The sequence below is a fragment of the Streptomyces sp. NPDC015125 genome (assembly GCF_043080045.1).
In the GTDB taxonomy this organism is placed as follows: domain Bacteria; phylum Actinomycetota; class Actinomycetes; order Streptomycetales; family Streptomycetaceae; genus Streptomyces.
Genome location: NZ_JBIBVF010000015.1, coordinates 80,836 through 97,470, shown reverse-complemented (window position 1 = coordinate 97,470; position 16,635 = coordinate 80,836). Strand labels below are relative to the sequence as shown.

General features: G+C 70.4%; 16 protein-coding genes. 10 read left to right on the top strand and 6 right to left on the bottom strand.

The features are described 5' to 3' along the window. Positions 1-83 precede the first annotated feature (83 nt). Positions 84-566, bottom strand: coding sequence for an ATP-binding protein (locus ACF088_RS27210; RefSeq protein ID WP_350252671.1), 483 nt, complete (start codon positions 564-566; stop codon positions 84-86). A 313-nt stretch (positions 567-879) separates the two neighbouring features. Here ACF088_RS27210 and ACF088_RS27205 point away from each other — a divergent pair, with 313 nt between their 5' ends. From ACF088_RS27205 to ACF088_RS27180, 6 genes are all read left to right on the top strand, one after another. After that, complete coding sequence (locus tag ACF088_RS27205; RefSeq protein ID WP_381654467.1) at positions 880-1,743, top strand: helix-turn-helix domain-containing protein; 864 nt, start codon at positions 880-882, stop codon at positions 1,741-1,743. 84 nt (positions 1,744-1,827) lie between these two features. Then, positions 1,828-3,285: an aldehyde dehydrogenase family protein gene (locus tag ACF088_RS27200; RefSeq protein ID WP_392378457.1), complete on the top strand. Its 1,458-nt coding sequence runs from the start codon at positions 1,828-1,830 to the stop codon at positions 3,283-3,285. A 133-nt stretch (positions 3,286-3,418) separates the two neighbouring features. Further along, positions 3,419-3,967 carry a DinB family protein gene (locus ACF088_RS27195; protein ID WP_392378456.1) on the top strand — a complete coding sequence of 183 codons (549 nt, stop codon included), beginning with the start codon at positions 3,419-3,421 and terminating at the stop codon, positions 3,965-3,967. A gap of 61 nt (positions 3,968-4,028) precedes the next feature. Next, positions 4,029-4,781, top strand: coding sequence for a PadR family transcriptional regulator (locus tag ACF088_RS27190; protein ID WP_392378455.1), 753 nt, complete (start codon positions 4,029-4,031; stop codon positions 4,779-4,781). Between the two features lie 85 nt (positions 4,782-4,866). After that, positions 4,867-5,928 (top strand): ATP-binding cassette domain-containing protein, encoded by a 1,062-nt coding sequence (locus tag ACF088_RS27185; protein ID WP_392378454.1) that lies wholly within the window; start codon positions 4,867-4,869, stop codon positions 5,926-5,928. Further along, entirely contained in the window at positions 5,925-6,716 is a 792-nt protein-coding gene (locus tag ACF088_RS27180; protein WP_392378453.1) for an ABC transporter permease, read from the top strand. Before ACF088_RS27185 ends, ACF088_RS27180 begins: the two co-directional genes overlap by 4 nt. Before the next feature lie 148 nt (positions 6,717-6,864). Here ACF088_RS27180 and ACF088_RS27175 read toward each other — a convergent pair whose 3' ends face one another. The 3 genes from ACF088_RS27175 to leuE form a co-directional block, all read right to left on the bottom strand. After that, positions 6,865-8,280, bottom strand: coding sequence for a glutamate decarboxylase (locus ACF088_RS27175; RefSeq protein WP_392378452.1), 1,416 nt, complete (start codon positions 8,278-8,280; stop codon positions 6,865-6,867). 16 nt (positions 8,281-8,296) lie between these two features. After that, a complete protein-coding gene (wrbA, locus tag ACF088_RS27170) occupies positions 8,297-8,920 on the bottom strand; it encodes an NAD(P)H:quinone oxidoreductase (RefSeq protein WP_392378451.1) in 624 nt (207 codons plus the stop codon). A gap of 171 nt (positions 8,921-9,091) precedes the next feature. Then, the gene (gene leuE, locus ACF088_RS27165; RefSeq protein WP_392378450.1) at positions 9,092-9,757 is read right to left on the bottom strand and encodes a leucine efflux protein LeuE; all 666 of its coding nucleotides are present in this window, start codon (positions 9,755-9,757) and stop codon (positions 9,092-9,094) included. 115 nt (positions 9,758-9,872) lie between these two features. Between leuE and ACF088_RS27160 the strand changes: the two genes are divergently transcribed. After that, the gene (locus ACF088_RS27160) at positions 9,873-10,631 is read left to right on the top strand and encodes a MerR family transcriptional regulator (RefSeq protein WP_392378449.1); all 759 of its coding nucleotides are present in this window, start codon (positions 9,873-9,875) and stop codon (positions 10,629-10,631) included. 97 nt (positions 10,632-10,728) lie between these two features. On the opposite strand, the gene ACF088_RS27155 is transcribed toward ACF088_RS27160, so the two are convergent. Next, positions 10,729-11,097: a YbjQ family protein gene (locus tag ACF088_RS27155; protein WP_392378448.1), complete on the bottom strand. Its 369-nt coding sequence runs from the start codon at positions 11,095-11,097 to the stop codon at positions 10,729-10,731. Between the two features lie 209 nt (positions 11,098-11,306). Here ACF088_RS27155 and ACF088_RS27150 point away from each other — a divergent pair, with 209 nt between their 5' ends. After that, on the top strand, positions 11,307-12,014 hold the full coding sequence (locus ACF088_RS27150; protein WP_392378447.1) for a DedA family protein: 708 nt from the start codon (positions 11,307-11,309) through the stop codon (positions 12,012-12,014). 255 nt (positions 12,015-12,269) lie between these two features. Next, the gene (locus tag ACF088_RS27145) at positions 12,270-14,018 is read left to right on the top strand and encodes a threonine/serine exporter family protein (RefSeq protein WP_392378446.1); all 1,749 of its coding nucleotides are present in this window, start codon (positions 12,270-12,272) and stop codon (positions 14,016-14,018) included. A gap of 155 nt (positions 14,019-14,173) precedes the next feature. Here ACF088_RS27145 and ACF088_RS27140 read toward each other — a convergent pair whose 3' ends face one another. After that, positions 14,174-14,668, bottom strand: coding sequence for an inorganic diphosphatase (locus ACF088_RS27140; protein ID WP_018514302.1), 495 nt, complete (start codon positions 14,666-14,668; stop codon positions 14,174-14,176). Positions 14,669-14,754: 86 nt separating this feature from the next. Between ACF088_RS27140 and dacB the strand changes: the two genes are divergently transcribed. Continuing rightward, positions 14,755-16,329, top strand: a complete 1,575-nt coding sequence (gene dacB / locus ACF088_RS27135) for a D-alanyl-D-alanine carboxypeptidase/D-alanyl-D-alanine-endopeptidase (protein WP_392378445.1) — start codon at positions 14,755-14,757, stop codon at positions 16,327-16,329. Positions 16,330-16,635: the final 306 nt, after the last annotated feature.

The following is a 16,635-nucleotide window of genomic DNA, read 5'->3' as shown; positions in this document are numbered from 1 at the left end:
GCGCGGTGTCCACACTCTGCGCGGTGTCCGCGCCCGGCAACCGGGCGCCCGTAGGTGACGGTGCGCCCGGTGTGAGGGCACGGCTACGGCAGCCGGAAGAGGGCCCACACGATCTTGCCGTGCGCGGCACCGGCCAGCGGATGCCAGCCCCAGCTGTCGCTGAAGGAGTCCACGAGATACAGCCCACGACCCGACTCCGCGGCGGAATCCGCCTCTCCGGCGACCGGTGAATCATCACTCGGGTCCCGTACGGCGCAGATCAGCCGGGAGGACCAGCGCATCAGATGCAGCCGGGCGGGCGGGGTGGCGTCGTGGTGCTCCGGGGCGGCCAGGATCGCGTGCCGCAGGGCATTGGTGACGAGCTCGGAGACCACGAGGGCGACCGAGTCGAAGAGATCGTCCAGATCCCAGCCCTGCAGGGTCTCGCGAGTGAACGCACGTGCACTGCGCACCGATTCATAGCGCGCCGGGAGGGTGCGGGACGCCGATCCGGAGACAGCCAAGGGGTCGACGGGAGGAAAGCCCTGCCATAACGGCTCGAGCATGGTCAAAACCTTGGTCCCCATGCGAGGCACTCCTGGCGTTCGCGGACGTCATGACCCTGGCCGGTCAGCTGGATCTGGCGGATCTTTCACGAGCGTGCATGCGTGCGACGCCTATGGTTCCCAATGCGCGGGACAGATGCAAGGGCAGATGCACGTGCACGTGACGTGATTGCGCCAGTGCGGACCGATTTGTTCCGGATTCTTCCCGTCAGTTCGTGTGGAGGGGTTGCGAGGGCCTCACACCTCAGTAACCGGATGAGCACTCAACGAAGCCCGAACGTGGCAGACTGCGGCCCACTGTTGGACGGGGTGGGGTCACAGGAGGGTCTGAGAGGTGTCCGCAAGTGAGTCGAGCGGGTCGGTGGTGCGGCGAATCCTGCTCGGGTCGCAGCTCCGTCGGCTGCGTGAATCGCGCGGGATAACCCGTGAGGCGGCCGGCTACTCGATCCGTGCGTCCGAATCGAAGATCAGCCGCATGGAGTTGGGCCGCGTGAGCTTCAAGGCACGGGATGTGGAGGACCTGCTCACGCTGTACGGGGTCGGTGACGCCCAGGAGCGCGAGGCGCTGCTGTCCCTGGCGCGCGAGGCGAATGTGGCCGGCTGGTGGCACAGCTACACCGATGTGCTGCCCGGCTGGTTCCAGACGTATGTGGGTCTGGAAGGCGCCACGTCCCTCCTCCGGGTCTACGAAGTCCAGTTCGTGCACGGGCTGTTGCAGACGGAGAGCTATGCGCAGGCCGTCGTCAGACGGGGCATGCCGGATGCCGGGCCCGCCGAGATAGAGCGCCGCGTCGCGCTGCGCATGGAGCGCCAGAAGCTGCTGGTGACCGAGCGGTCGGCGCAGTTCCACTGTGTCCTGGACGAGGCCGCGCTGCGTCGCCCCTACGGCGAACGGTCCGTGATGCGCGAGCAGGTGAAGCATCTGATCGAGGTGTCCGAGAGACCGAATGTGCGGCTTCAGGTGATGCCCTTCAGTCTGGGCGGGCATGCGGGCGAGAGCGGAGCCTTCACGATGCTCGGCTTCCAGGAGTCCGGTCTGCCGGACGTCGTTTATCTGGAGCAGCTGACGAGTGCGCTCTATGTGGACAAGCCCGAAGAGGTGGCGCAGTACGCCCGGGTGATGGACCGCCTCCAGGAGGAGGGGCCGAATCCGGCCGAGACCAGGGACCTGCTACGTGGTCTACTCCAACTGATGTGACGCATCGGTAGGATGGCGCACCATCAGGAGTCAGCACCCCCCAATGCGGCGCCCTGAGCGCCCTGTTCTCCAGATCGGGATGGCATGTCCTACTTCGACGAGTTGGCGTATCAGTTCATCGACGGCGAGTGGCGGTCCGGCAGCGGTTCGTGGGACATCGTCGACTTCAATCCCTATAACGGTGAGAAGCTGACCTCCATACCCGTCGCCACGGTCGAGGAGATCGACCAGGCCTACCGTGCCGCCGAGCGCGCACAGCGGGAGTGGGGCGCCACCAATCCGTACACCCGGCGGCTGGTCTTCGAGCGCGTGCTGCGGATCATCGACGACCGTGAGGCGGAGCTGGCCGAGACGATCGCCGCGGAGGTCGGCGGCACGCTCGTCAAGGTGGGCTTCGAGCTGCATCTGGCCAGGGAGTTCCTGCGCGAGGCGATCCAGCTGGCGCTGCGTGCCGAGGGCCGCATCCTGCCCTCGCCCATCGACGGCAAGGAGAACCGTCTCTACCGGCTGCCGGTCGGTGTCGTCGGCGTCATCAGCCCCTTCAACTTCCCCTTCCTGCTGTCGCTCAAGTCCGTTGCGCCGGCCCTTGCGCTCGGTAATGCGGTGGTCCTCAAGCCGCACCAGAACACCCCGGTGTGCGGCGGCGGTCTGGTCGCCAAGATCTTCGAGGAGGCAGGGCTGCCGGCGGGGGTGCTCAACGTCGTGGTCACCGATATCGCCGAGATCGGTGATGCGCTCATCGAGCACCCGGTGCCCAAGACCATCTCCTTCACCGGCTCCGAGAAGGTCGGCCGGCATGTCGCCACGGTCGCCGCGGCCCACTTCAAGCACTCCGTGCTGGAGCTGGGCGGCAACAGCGCACTGGTCGTTCTCGACGACGCGGATATCGACTACGCGGTGGACGCGGCCGTCTTCAGCCGCTTCGTCCACCAGGGTCAGGTCTGTATGGCCGCCAACCGTGTGCTCGTGGACCGCGCCGTGGAGCAGGAGTTCACCGAGAAGTTCGTCGCCCGGGTCGCGGCCCTGAAGGTGGGGGACCCCACCGACCCGCAGACCCATATCGGTCCGCTGATCAACGAGGGGCAGGCCGAGGCGATCACCGCGTTGGTGGACCGCGCGGTCGCCGACGGCGCCTCGGCGCTCCTGCACGGTGAGACCCGGGGCACGCTGGTGGCGCCGAGCGTGCTGAGCGGGCTGCCGGACGACTCCCCGCTGCTGCAGCAGGAGATCTTCGGGCCGGTGGTGGTGCTGGTGCCCTTCGACGGGGACGACGAGGCGGTGCGGCTCACCAACACCACGCCGTACGGCCTCAGCGGCGCCGTGCACACCGCCGACATCGAGCGCGGTGTGCGGTTCGCCAAGCGGATCGAGACCGGGATGTTCCACGTCAACGACGCCACGGTGCACGACGAGCCGATCGTGCCGTTCGGCGGCGCGAAGAGCTCGGGCGTGGGGCGGCTGAACGGCGATGCGATGGTGGAGGCCTTCACCACCACCAAGTGGATCTCCATCCAGCACGGGCGGTCGCAGTTCCCGTTCTGAGGAGCGGGGCAATCCGTGGGCATCCGCCGCGGATTGCGGACAGAAGCTGACCGCATGGGCTCCTACCTTGAGTGATGTCGAAGGCGGACGGCGACAAGCCGGCCGCCGAGGGATGTCACGAAAGGCGGATCTCATGCCCACTCACGTTCTTGCCGAGGCCCACGGCGACGAGGCCGGCGCACTGCTGGCCTTCCTGGAGGCCCAGCGGGGCGGGCTGCGGCGGGCGGTCCTGGGGCTGACCGACGCCGAGGCGGCCCGGCGCCCCAGCGCCAGTGAGCTGTCGCTGGCCGGCCTGGTCAAACATGTCGCGGAGACCGAGCAGGGCTGGATCGAGACCGCCCAGGAACAGCCGCACTCCATCGAGCGGACCGCCGAGACCTGGCACCTGAGCTTCCAGCTCGCGGACGGCGAGAACCTGGCGGAGGTGCTGGCGTTCTGGGACAAGGTCGCGCGGCGTACGGAGGAGTTCATCCGCTCCGTGCCGAGCCTGAACGACACCTTCCCGCTGCCCGAGGCGCCCTGGTTCCCGCCACAGGCCCGGCAGTCGATGCGCTGGCTGGTGCTGCACCTGATCGAGGAGACGGCCCGGCACGCCGGTCACGCCGACATCCTCCGTGAGTCCCTGGACGGCAAGACGGCCTTTGCCCTGGTGGACGAGGAGCGGGCGGCGCGGCAGGGGTGAGCGCGGGGCCCTGCCGGGGCGCTCTAGGCTGACGGCAGGGGCGCGAGGGATAGAGGAGAAGATGTCGGCGATCCGGCTGTTGGTATTGGGCGCCGTGCGGCAGCACGGCCGGGCGCACGGCTATCAGGTGCGCAACGACCTGGAGTACTGGGGCGCCCATGAGTGGTCCAACGCCAAGCCCGGCTCGATCTACCACGCGCTCAAGCAGATGGCCAAGCAAGGGCTGCTGCACGCCCATGACATCGCGCCCAGCACCGTGGGCGGCCCGCCGCGGACCGAGTACGAGCTGACCGCGGCGGGCGAGGCGGAGTACTTGGCGCTGCTGCGCGCGGCGCTCGCCCAGCACGACCAGAAGGTCGACATGCTCAGCGCGGCCATCGGCTTCGTCGTCGACCTGCCGCGGGCCGAGGCGGTGGCGCTGCTCAAGGAGCGGGTGCGGGCGCTGGAGGAGTGGCGGAGCACGGTCACCGGGTACTACACGCCCGAGGAAGGGCCCGAACAGCTGGGCCATATCGGCGAGATCATGAATATGTGGGTGCACTCCGCGGACAGCGGCGCCGTGTGGACGCGCGGGCTGATCGAGCGGATCGAGGGTGGGGCGTATGTCTTCGCCGGCGAGGGGGAGCCCTTCGTCGGCGTGCTCGCCGAGGGGCAGGAGAACCCGTACGCGACGAAGGACGTGCGCCGTGGAGAGGGCGCGGGGCCCGAGGGCGGCGGGGCTGCGGGGCGCGAGGGCGGTGGCGACGGCGGCGCCACGGAAGCGCACGAAACGCATGAAGCCCATGAGGGCCGTGAGGGCCGTGAGGGCCATTAATCAAGTTTGACTAACTGTTGCGGCGGGAATTACCTTTCGACGAGCACGTAGTCAAACTTGACTACGGCCGGGGAGGAGATATGTCGTGACGGACCGCGATCAGGCGATCGTCGTCGAAGAACTGCACAAGCACTACGGCACCGAAGCGGCCCTGGACGGGCTGGACCTGACCGTTGCGCACGGCGTGGTGCACGGTGTCCTCGGGCCCAACGGCGCAGGTAAGACCACCCTCGTACGGATCCTGTCCACTCTGCTGCGGCACGACGGCGGCCGGGCCGAGGTCGCCGGCTTCGATGTGCTGCGGCAGCCGGACGAGGTGCGGCTGCGGATCGGGCTGCTCGGCCAGCACGCGGCGGTCGACGAGGAGCTCGGCGGGCGGCAGAACCTGGAGATGTTCGGGCGGCTCTGCCACCTCGGGGCGCGCAGGGCGGGCGAGCGCGCGGACGAGCTGCTGACGCGGTTCGGGCTCGGCGATACCGGCCGTAAGGCGGTACGCCACTACAGCGGCGGGATGCGGCGCCGGCTCGATCTGGCGGCAAGTCTGGTGCGGGCGCCGCGGATCCTGTTTCTGGACGAGCCCACGACCGGGCTCGATCCGCGGGGCCGTACCGAGGTGTGGCAGGCGGTGCGCTCGCTGGTGGACGACGGTACGACGGTGCTGCTGACCACGCAGTATCTGGAGGAGGCCGACCAGCTCGCGGACCGGATCTCGGTGGTGGACGGCGGCCGGGTGGTCGCGGACGGTACCCCCGACGAGCTGAAGTCCGCGACGGGAGGCGACCGGATCGATGTCGTCCTGCGCGACGTCGGCCAACTGGGCCGGGCAGCCGTCCTTTTGGAGGAGTCGCTGGGGAGCGCGGCGGGCGGCGGTGCGGTCGCCGCGGACGCGGAGGTCCGGCGGCTGAGCGTGCCCGTCGCCGACCGGATGGCGGGGCTGGCGGAGGCGGTACGGGTGCTGGCCGCGGCGGGGATCGAGGCGGCGGACCTCGCGGTGCGGCGGCCGACGCTGGACGAGGTGTTTCTGCAGCTGACAGGGGACGGGGCGGCCGGCGGCGCGGGTGGTGCGGGCCGGACCGGCGGTGCGGCCGGGGCAGGCCCGTCGGCTGCCGCGGTGGGGTGCGCGGACAAGGAGGGCACAACGGTATGAGCGGCATGGCGTGGGCGGTCACCGATTCCTGGACGATGACCCGGCGCGGTCTTGCGCACTGGGCGAGACAGCCGGTGCAGGTGGTCGTGCAACTGGCCTTTCCGGTACTGCTGCTGCTGATGTTCGGGTACTTCCTGGGCGGTGGGATGGCCGTGCCGGGCGGCGGCGATTACCAGGAGTACCTGGTCCCGGGGATGTTCGCGCTCACCATGGTGTTCGGGCTCGAATCGACGATGATCGCGGTGACCCAGGACCTCGGCAAAGGGGTGCTCGACCGCTTCCGGTCGATGCCGATGGTGCCGTCCGCGGTGCTGGTCGGACGGAGCGTCCTGGACATGCTGCAGTCGGCGCTGAGCCTGCTGGTGATGATCGGCGTCGGGCTGGCGATGGGCTGGCGCTGGCACGCCGGCGTGGCCGATGCGGTGGCCGCGGTGGGGCTGCTGCTTCTGCTGCGGTTCGCGATGCTGTGGGTCGGCATCCATCTCGGCCTGCTCGCGGGCAGACCGGAGCTGGTGCAGGCGGTACAGATCCTGGTCTGGCCGGTGGGCTTCCTCTCCAACGCTTTTGTCTCCGCCGCGTCGATGCCCGGCTGGCTGGGCGCGGTCGCCGAGTGGAACCCGATGTCGGCGACCGCCGGCGCGGTACGTGAGCTGTTCGCCAACCCGCGGTGGTCCGGGGACGGCTGGGCGGCGGGCCACGCCGGGCTGCTGGCCGTGGTGTGGCCGCTGGTGCTGCTCGCGGTGTTCTTCCCGGCGGCGGTGCGGAGGTACCGGGGGCTGGGGCGTTAGGGCGACGAGGCGTCCGGGGTCTGCACGTCGTCGCGGCGGAGCGGTTTCCGCCGCGACGACGGCCGGCCGGCCGTCGTGGTGCGGGCCTCGCGGCAGGCGAAAGGGGGGACGCGGCGGTCGGCTCCGGCAGCCGCCGCTGGACGGCTCGCTAGTGGTGGAACGCCGTCGCGACGTTCTCCGGGCGCTGCAGCGGCCCGGGCTGTTCCCGGAGTTCGGTCAGCAGCTCTTCGAGGTCCGCGATGAACAGGTCGGCGAGATCCATGGAGAAGCCGTTGCGGCAGACCACCCGCAGGACGGACAGGTCGTCGCGCTTCGGCGGGAAGGTGTAGGCGGGGATCAGCCAGCCGCGTTCCTTCATCCGCCGGGAGACATCGAAGACGTCGAAGGCGGTGACGCCGTCCGCGGTGGTGAAGGCGAAGACCGGCAGCTGGTCGCCCTGGGTGAGCAGTCTGAAGTCGCCCAGTGCGGCGATCCGTTCGGCCATCGACCGGGCCACGTCGCGGGTCGCCTGTTGTACGGCGCGGAAGCCGGCCCGGCCGAGCCGGAGGAAGGTGTAGTACTGCGCGGCCACCTGGGCGCCGGGCCGGGAGAAGTTGAGCGCGAAGGTCGGCATATCGCCGCCCAGGTAGTTGACGCGGAAGACCAGCTCCTCGGGCAGCGCCTCCGTATTGCGCCACAGCGCCCAGCCGACGCCCGGGTAGACCAGGCCGTATTTGTGCCCCGAGGTGTTGATGGAGGCGACCCGCGGCAGCCGGAAGTCCCAGACCACGTCCGGGTCGAGGAACGGCGCGATCATGGCGCCGGACGCGCCGTCCACATGGACCGGGATGTCCCAGCCCTTCTCCTTCTGGACCGCGTCGAGCGCCGCACAGATCTCGGCCACCGGCTCGTACGACCCGTCGAAGGTCGAGCCGAGGATCGCCACCACGCCGATGGTGTTCTCGTCGCACAGCCCGGCGGCGGAGGCCGCATCCAGATGGAAGCGGTCGCCCTCCATCGGGACCATGCGTGCCTCGACCTCCCAGAAGTTGCAGAACTTCTCCCAGCAGACCTGGACGTTGGCGCCCATGACGAGGTTGGGCCGGGCCCGGCCCGGATACCGGTCCTTGTTCCGCTGCATCCAGCGCCGTTTGAGGGCCATTCCGGCGAGCATGCAGGCCTCGCTCGACCCGGTGGTGGAGCAGCCGACGGCGTCGGACGGGACGGGGGCGTGCCACAGGTCGGCGAGCATCGCCACACACCGCTTCTCCAGTTCGGCGGTGCGCGGGTACTCGTCCTTGTCGATCATGTTCTTGTCCCGGCACTCCGCCATCAGCACACCGGCCTGCGGCTCCATCCAGGTCGTGACGAACGTCGCCAGATTCAGCCGGGAGTTGCCGTCCAGCATCAGCTCGTCGTGCACGAACTGGTAGGCGGTGCGCGGGGAGACCGGGCCGTCGGGCAGGGCGTGCCGTGGTGGGGCGGACTCCATACCGGCGACCGGGTCGGCCTCCCCGTAGAACGGGTTGACCGGGTGCCCGATGTGCTTGCGGTCGGAAGCCGATGCGCCTTTGTGCAGAGTCATCTCTCGCCCTTACCCGTCAACTGGCCGCTGAAAGGCCGTGTTTGACGGCCTTGGTGAACTTCACTACGCGCTCCGCCTGGATGCGGGCGGCGGTGCGCGCATCGTCGTCGGGCGGGGTGTCCGGGCCGCCGACATGGGAGGTGCCGTAGGGATTGCCGTCGGTGAACTTCGCCGGGTCGGTGTAGCCCGGTGTCACGAGGATGCCGCCGAAATGGTGGACGGACTGGTAGAGCGCGAGCAGGGTGGATTCCTGGCCGCCGTGCTTGGTGGCGCTCGCGGTGAAGCCGCTGTAGATCTTGTCGGCCAGTTTGCCCTGCTGCCAGAGGCCGCCCAGGGTGTCGAGGTACTGCTTGAGCTGCGAGGTCACATTCCCGAAGCGGGTGGGGGTCCCGAAGATCACCGCGTCCGCCCAGAGCATGTCCTCGTGAGTGGCCTCCATGATGTCGGCGGTGGCCGCGGCGTTCGCCGCCCATGCCGGGTTGGCGTCGATCGCGGCCTGCGGGGCGAGTTCCGCGGTCCGGCGCAGTCGCACATCGGCCCCGGCGTGTTCGGCGGCGTCCGCGATCCGCTGCGCGAGCTCGGCGATGGTGCCGGTCGACGAGTAGTAGATGACGGCGACCTTCACATCGTGCACGGACATCGGCACACCTCCTGGAACCCGACAATAAGGGCATAGGGGATGAGTGGCCTCCAGGGTTCACCCAGTGGAAGCGCAGCGGGCGGGCGGCCGTTCCGAGGGACCGCCACCCGCCCGTATCCGTCTTTATCCATCTTTACGAGACGCCGCCGGGCTCGCCCGCCCGGCGGCGTCTCAGCTCGCGCTCGCCAGCGACAGCTTCGCGGCGAAGCCGAGGAACGCCGCACCCGCACCCGCGGACAGCCCGGCCGTCAGCCGCTTGCGGCGGCGGAAGGTCGCCGCCAGGAACGTCCCGCTGAAGATCAGGACCGACAGGTACGTGAAGCTGAACAACTGCGCCCAGGCGCCCAGCGTCAGGAACGACAGCACCGGATGGGCATAGGACGGGTCGACGAACTGCACGAAGAAGGAGATGAAGAACAGGATCGCCTTCGGGTTGAGCAGGCTGACCACCAGCGCCCTGCGGTACGGCCGCTCCACGGTCTCCTTCGGCGCCTCGGCGGCCCCGCCCCGCCGCTCGGCCCGGCGGGCCTCCCGGCCGTGCCACAGTGCCCGGGCGCCGCGCAGCATCCCGACCGCCAGCCACGTCAGATAGCCCGCGCCGGCGAACTTCACGACGGTGAACAGCACGGGGCTGGTCTGCAGCAGCGAGGCCACCCCGCCGGCCGACAGCGTCATCAGCACCGTGTCACCGCACAGCACACCGGCCGCCGCCCGGTAGGCCACCCGCGGGCCGCGCCGGGCCGCCACCGAAACGACGTACAGCGAATTCGGCCCCGGCAGCAGAATGATCAGTGCGAGACCCACCAGATACGTGGACAGATCCGTTATCCCCAGCATGTGCGGCAGGGTCTCATCCCCCTGTTCGCCGCTTCACCGGCTTTTCATGATGCGGACTTGCACCTCACGCGACGTGAGGACACATCGTGGAGCGCGTACCGAGAAGGGAGCGGAAGTGAGCTATTCGGTAGGGCAGGTCGCCGCCTTCGCCGGCGTCACGGTGCGCACCTTGCACCACTACGACGAGATCGGGCTGCTGCTGCCCGGCGAACGCAACCTCGCAGGTCACCGGCGCTATGGCGAGGATGACCTGGACCGGCTGCAGCAGATCCTGTTCTACCGGGAGCTCGGGTTTCCGCTCGACGAGGTCGCGGCCCTCCTGGACGACCCGCACGCGGACCCGCAGCAACATCTGCGGCGCCAGCACGACCTGCTGACCGGGCGGATCGCCAGACTCCAGGAGATGGCCGCGGCCGTCGAACACGCGATGGAGGCACGCAGGATGAAGGTACGGCTCACACCGGAGGAGAAGTTCGAGGTCTTCGGGGACTTCGACCCCGACGAGTACGCCGCGGAGGCCCGGGAACGCTGGGGCGGCACGGACGCCTACAAGGAATCGCACCGCAGGACGGCCGCGTACACCAAGGACGACTGGCAGCGGCTGACCGCGGAGTTCGACGCCCTGCACCGCAAGATGGCGGACCTGCTCGCGCGGGACGTGCCGGCGGACTCCGAGGCCGCCATGGAGGTCGCGGAGGAGCACCGGCAGTTCATCAGCGGCACGTACTACGACTGCACCTACGAGATCCACAGCGGACTCGGCGAGATGTATGTCGCGGACGAGCGGTTCACCGCCACCTACGAGGCCATCAGGCCCGGCCTCGCCGTCTATATGCGGGACGCGATGCTGGCCAACGCCGTCCGCCGGCTGTGACCCGTACGGGCCGGGAGCGCGCCCCGGCCCGTACGGCTTGCTTCTCCGACGCCTGCTTCTTCGAGGGCGGTGCGCCGCCCTCCGCCCGGCCCGGCGCTCAGCCCTGCGGGGAGAGCACCACAGCCGTCCCGTAGGCGCACACCTCGGTGCCCACGTCCGCGGCCTCCGTGACATCGAAGCGGAACATCAGCACCGCATTCGCGCCGCGCGAGCGGGCCTGCTCCACCAGCCGTTCCATCGCCTGGTTACGGGTCTCGACCAGGGTCTTGGTCAGGCCCCGCAGCTCGCCGCCGATCATCGACTTCAGGCCCGCGCCGATCTGGCTGCCGAGGTGGCGCGAGCGCACGGTCAGGCCGAAGACCTCGCCGATGACACGTTCCACGTGAAACCCCGGGACGTCGTTGGTCGTCACCACCAGCACATCGGACTGCGCATGCTGCCCGCCGCCGTACTCATCGATGCCCATGGCACGCACCTCCTTTCCGGCCAGCATCACCCGGACCCTGGGGCGCGGCCAGCGGTCGGGGGCGCTCGGGTGGGGCCCGCGGGACCCGCCTGGAACCAAGGGGGGCCATGTGGCGTTGATAGTTTTGGGCCGCACACACGCCTGCACCCTCGTCGCTTCGCTCGTCGCACCGCACGATCCGGCGCCCTCGACCCAGGAGCCTTCACCCCGTGAATACTCTCGCGCTCGGCCCCCAGTGGCTGGACCCGGACTATCTGATCGCGACCTTCGGCCTGGTCGGTGTTCTGGTCATCGTCTTCGCGGAGTCCGGCCTGCTGATCGGCTTCTTCCTGCCGGGCGACTCGCTGCTGTTCACCACCGGACTGCTGGTGACGACGAACAAGCTGGACCGGCCGCTGTGGATGGTGTGCTCCCTGATCGTGCTGGCCGCCGTGCTCGGTGACCAGGCGGGCTATCTCTTCGGCCGCAAGGTCGGCCCCTCGCTCTTCAAGCGCCCCGACTCCCGCCTCTTCAAGCAGGAGAACGTCGAGAAGGCGCATGCGTTCTTCGAGAAGCACGGCCCCAAGTCGCTGATCCTGGCCCGCTTCGTACCGATCGTGCGGACCTTCACGCCGATCATCGCCGGTGTGAGCCGGATGAACTACCGCTCCTTCATCACCTTCAACCTGATCGGCGGCGCCCTGTGGGGCGCCGGCGTCACCCTGCTCGGCGCCTCGCTGGGGAACATCGCGTTCGTCCACCGGCACATCGAGCTGATCCTGGTCGCGATCGTGCTGATCTCCGTCGTACCGATCGCCATCGAGTACCTCCGCGCCCGCGGCAAGGCCAAGAACGAGCAGCCCGCCCCGCCCCACCCGGCGGACCGTGCCCACGGCCCCGCCCCCGACACCCGCCGCGGCCGCCACGCCAAGCGCTGACAATCAGCCACGAGCCACCCGGGCGCATCCCCCACCACCTCATTTCCCACCGGCCCGTCGCCACACCCAAAGCCCCGCGCAGCGGACCCCCGCCCGCCGCAGGCGCCACGGCGGGACAGCCGAAGACCGGCGCGCCGCCGGCACAGCGCAGCGGACCCGTAGCCGAAACGTCGCCCCCGTGCACGCGCCGCCCACCCCTATCAGGCATCGTGTCCTTCGTATCCGTCAGGAGGCGTACGAGGAGAGCGAAGAACCGTGGCGTCGGACCCACAACGCGGCCAGCGCGGCGCGACCGGAAGTGGCAGCAGCAGCGGCAGCAGCGGCGCCTCGGACCAGGCAGATTCCGAGGAGCGCAAGCCCCAGCCGGACGAGGTGCACAGCGCCTTCACGCCGCCGCTGGGCGTGCCGTATCCGCCGCTGCCCGAGGACGAGCACCCCACCTCCGAGTTCGCGCTGCCCTCCGGCCTGCGCCCGGAGTCTCCCGCCGAGCAGGAGGGCTCGGCGTTCGCGCCGCCCAGCAGTACCACCGGCCAGACCCCGATGCCCGCCGGCTCCACCGCCCTGAGCTACGCCTTCACCCCGCCGCACGGCATCCCTGCCGTCCGCCTCACCAAGGAGGCGCCCTGGCAGGACCGGATGCGCACGATGCTCCGGATGCCGGTGGGGGAGCGGCCGGTCCCCGAGCGCCTGGAGCGGGCCGACGACGAGACCGGCCCGGCCGTACCCCGTGTCCTCGACCTGACGCTGCGTATCGGGGAGATCCTGCTCGCCGGCGGCGAGGGCGCGGAGGACGTCGAGGCCGCGATGTTCGGCGTGGCGCACGCCTACGGGCTGGAGCGCGTCGAGCCGACCGTCACCTTCACCCTGCTGTCGATCTCCTACCAGCCGTCGCTGGTCGACGACCCGGTCACGGCCAGCCGTACGGTGCGGCGCCGCGGTGTCGACTACAACCGGCTGTCCGCGGTCTTCCAGCTCGTCGACGAGATCGCGTCCGAGGGCATCACCCTCGAAGAGGCCTACCGCGGCCTCGCCGAGATCCGCCGTAACCGCCACCCCTACCCGAGCTGGGCGCTGACGGTGGCCTCCGGGCTGCTGTCCGGTGCGGCCTCCATGCTGGTCGGCGGCACGATGCTGGTGTTCGTCGCGGCCGCGGTGGGCTCGATGCTCGGCGACCGGCTGGCCTGGCTGGCGTCCGGGCGCGGATTGCCGGAGTTCTACCAGTTCGTGGTTGCCGCGATGCCGCCCGCCGCGGTGGGTGTCGCCTTCGGTCTGGCGCACGCCAATGTGTCGGCGTCCGCGGTGATCACCGGTGGACTGTTCGCGCTGATCCCGGGGCGGGCGCTGGTCGCCGGCGTCCACGACGGACTGACCGGCTACTACATCACCGCCGCCGCCCGTCTGCTGGAGGTCGGCTACCTCATCGTCGGCATCGTCGTCGGCGTGCTCAGCGTGCTCTACATCGGTCTTCAGCTGAATCCCGGCCTGCGGCGGCTCAACCCCGAGCAGTCGCTGGGGGACTACAACGAGCCGCTGGTGCAGATCGCGGCGGCCATGCTGCTGGCGCTGGCGTTCTGTGTGCTGCTCCAGCAGGAACGTCACACCGTGGCGTTTGCGACCTTGAACGGTGGCGTCGCCTGGGTCATGTACGGCGCGCTCACCTACGTCGCGGGCATAAACGCCGTGCCCGCCACCGCGATCGCCGCCGGATTGGTCGGCCTTTTCGGCCAGTTGCTCTCCCGCTACCGCTATGCGTCCGCGTTGCCGTACGTCACCGCGGCCATCGGCCCGCTGCTGCCCGGTAGCGCCACGTACTTCGGCTTGCTCAACTTCGCCCAGGGGCATTTGCCGCAGGGCCTGACGTCGCTGGTCCAGGCCGCCTCGCTGGCGCTGGCCATCGCGGTGGGGGTCAACCTCGGCGCCGAGGTCGCCCGGCTGTTCCTGCGGGCGCCCGGCCTCCAGGAGGCCGGCGGCCGCCGCGCCGCCAAGCGCACCCGCGGCTTCTAGCCGGCGGCCCCCAGCGGGCGGCACGCTGCCTCCGACACGCACAACGGGCGGCAACCCAACCGGGTGCCGCCCGTTCGCGTACGAAAATCAGCCCGCAGGTCCCGGCGTGGCGCGGTCAGGAAAACCCCGCCGCACGCCGGGACCGTACGGCTGTGTCAGTGCTTGCCGCCCTGCGCCTCGAGGCGCTTGTACGAGGCCTCGATCTCGGCCTCGGCCTCGGTGCGGCCGACCCAGTCGGCGCCCTCGACGGACTTGCCGGGCTCCAGGTCCTTGTAGACCTCGAAGAAGTGCTGGATCTCCAGGCGGTCGAACTCCGACACGTGGTGGATGTCCCGCAGGTGCTCCACCCGCGGGTCGGACGCCGGCACGCACAGCAGCTTGTCGTCGCCGCCGGCCTCGTCCGTCATCCGGAACATGCCGATGGCGCGGCACTTGATGAGGCAGCCGGGGAAAGTCGGCTCGTCCAGGATGACCAGCGCGTCCAGCGGGTCGCCGTCCTCGCCCAGGGTGTTCTCGACAAAGCCGTAGTCGGCCGGGTAGCTGGTCGAGGTGAAGAGTCGACGGTCCAGGCGGATCCGACCGGTCTCGTGGTCCACCTCGTACTTGTTCCGCGAACCCTTCGGGATCTCGATGGTGACGTCGAACTCCACGGGTGGCTCCTCCATGATCAACACATACGTCTGGTGATTAAGTGTCCCCCACGCAGGTGTGTGGTGGCGAAAGGGGCTGGTCCGAGGTGCCGGAGACCGGAAAGTGGCAGGTCAGATGGCAGTCGGCGCAGCGGTCCGGGCGGGCGGCGACGCGCGCGGCGGTCCGTTCGGCGCAGAGCGCGGTCGATGCCGCGCGGCAGGCCTGGGAGGCCACACCGCGCCATACCCGGCAAACCTGGCGGCTGACGGCGGTCTCCGCAGCCACCGGCCTGGCGGTCGCGCTCGCCGCGGTGGCAGCGGCAGGGCCGTGGGACTCGGGTCAGCGTACGGCCGAGCGCGCGGAGGCGGGCTCCATGGACGGTGCCAGTGGTGAGCATCACGCCGCAGATCCCGGACCGGCGCCCAGCGCCCCGCCCGTACTGCCCGCGCTCGGCGACGCGGCGCCCGGTTCCGCGGGCCGCGGCGCGGCCCCCGTGCCCACCGACGCCGGGCTCGCCGACGCGCTCGCCCCGCTGCTGAAGGACCCCGCGCTCGGCCCGCTGCGTACGGCCTCCGTCCTGGACGTCGCCGCGGGCCGGGAAGTCTTCGGCGAGGATCAGGGCACGGCCGCCACCCCCGCCTCGACCGTCAAGCTCGCCACCGCCGTCGCCGCGCTCTCCGCGCTCGGGCCCGACCACCGCATCGACACCACCGTCGTCATGAGCGGCAAGAACCGCATCGTCCTGGTGGGCGGCGGCGATCCCACGCTCACCGCCCGCGCCCCGCGGCACGGTGCCGAGGAGCAGCCCGCGAATCTGCGCACCCTCGCCGACGCCACCGCCCGCGCCCTCAAAAAGCGCCACACCACCAAGGTCGGCCTCGGCTACGACACCGGCGCGTACACGGGCCCCGCCCTGCACCCCATCGGCCCGAACGAGAACATCGCCCCCGTCACCGCCCTGATGGCCGACGAAGGGCGCCTCGACGACAGCGACCACGGCACCGCCCCCCGCAGCACCGACCCGGCCCGCGACGCGGCCCGCACCTTCGCCGGACTGCTCCACGAGCGCGGCATCACGGTCGACGGCGGCCCGGCCGGCGCCAAGGCCCCCAAGAAGCCCGACCGCATCGCCACCGTCCGCTCGCTGCCGCTGTCCGCGCTCGTCGAGCGGATGCTCACCTACAGCGACAACGACATCGCGGAGGCCCTGGCCCGCCAGACCGCCCTCGCCCTGCGGCAGCCGCCCGGCTTCGCCGGCGCCGGGAAGGCCGTACGCACCGCCCTCGCCCGGCAGCACCTGCCCCTGTCCGGCGCCGTCTTCGAGGACGGCAGCGGCCTGGACCGGGACGACAAGGTCACCGCCGCCCTGCTCTCCCACCTCCTGCTGCAGGCCTCGTCGCCCGACCGGCCCGCGCTGCGCCCCGTCGTCACGGGCCTTCCGGTGGCCGCCTTCACCGGCACCCTCAGCAACCGCTACCGGGGCCAGAGCGCCGGCGCCGGTGCCGTACGCGCCAAGACCGGCACTCTCACCGGCGTGAACACCCTGGCCGGCACCGTCGTCGACGCCGACGGCCGGCTCCTGGTCTTCTCCTTCATGACCACCGGCACCACCGACCCCCAAGGCGCCCAGAACGCCCTCGACAAACTCGCCTCCGCAGTGGCCAACTGCGGCTGCCGCTGAGCCCCCGGACGCTCGCCCCCCTCCCGTTCACTTACTCACCCACGGGAGGGGACGGGCCGGAGGGGCCTGGTGTGTGGGGCTTTGCTTCCGAAGGCTCCAGGAAAGCGCGAAGGCGGAGCGCAGCGGAGCGTAAGGCGAAGCAGTCCACACACCAGGCCCCGCAGGCCCGTCACCGCACCCACAGCCCCGCGCAGCGGACCCTCGCCCGCCGCAGGCGCCACGGCGAGCGCACCGCGCAGCGGGCGACAAGCGGCGAGCAACCCCCACGGCGGGAAAGCCACAAACGCGGGCCGCAAACAAAGCGCA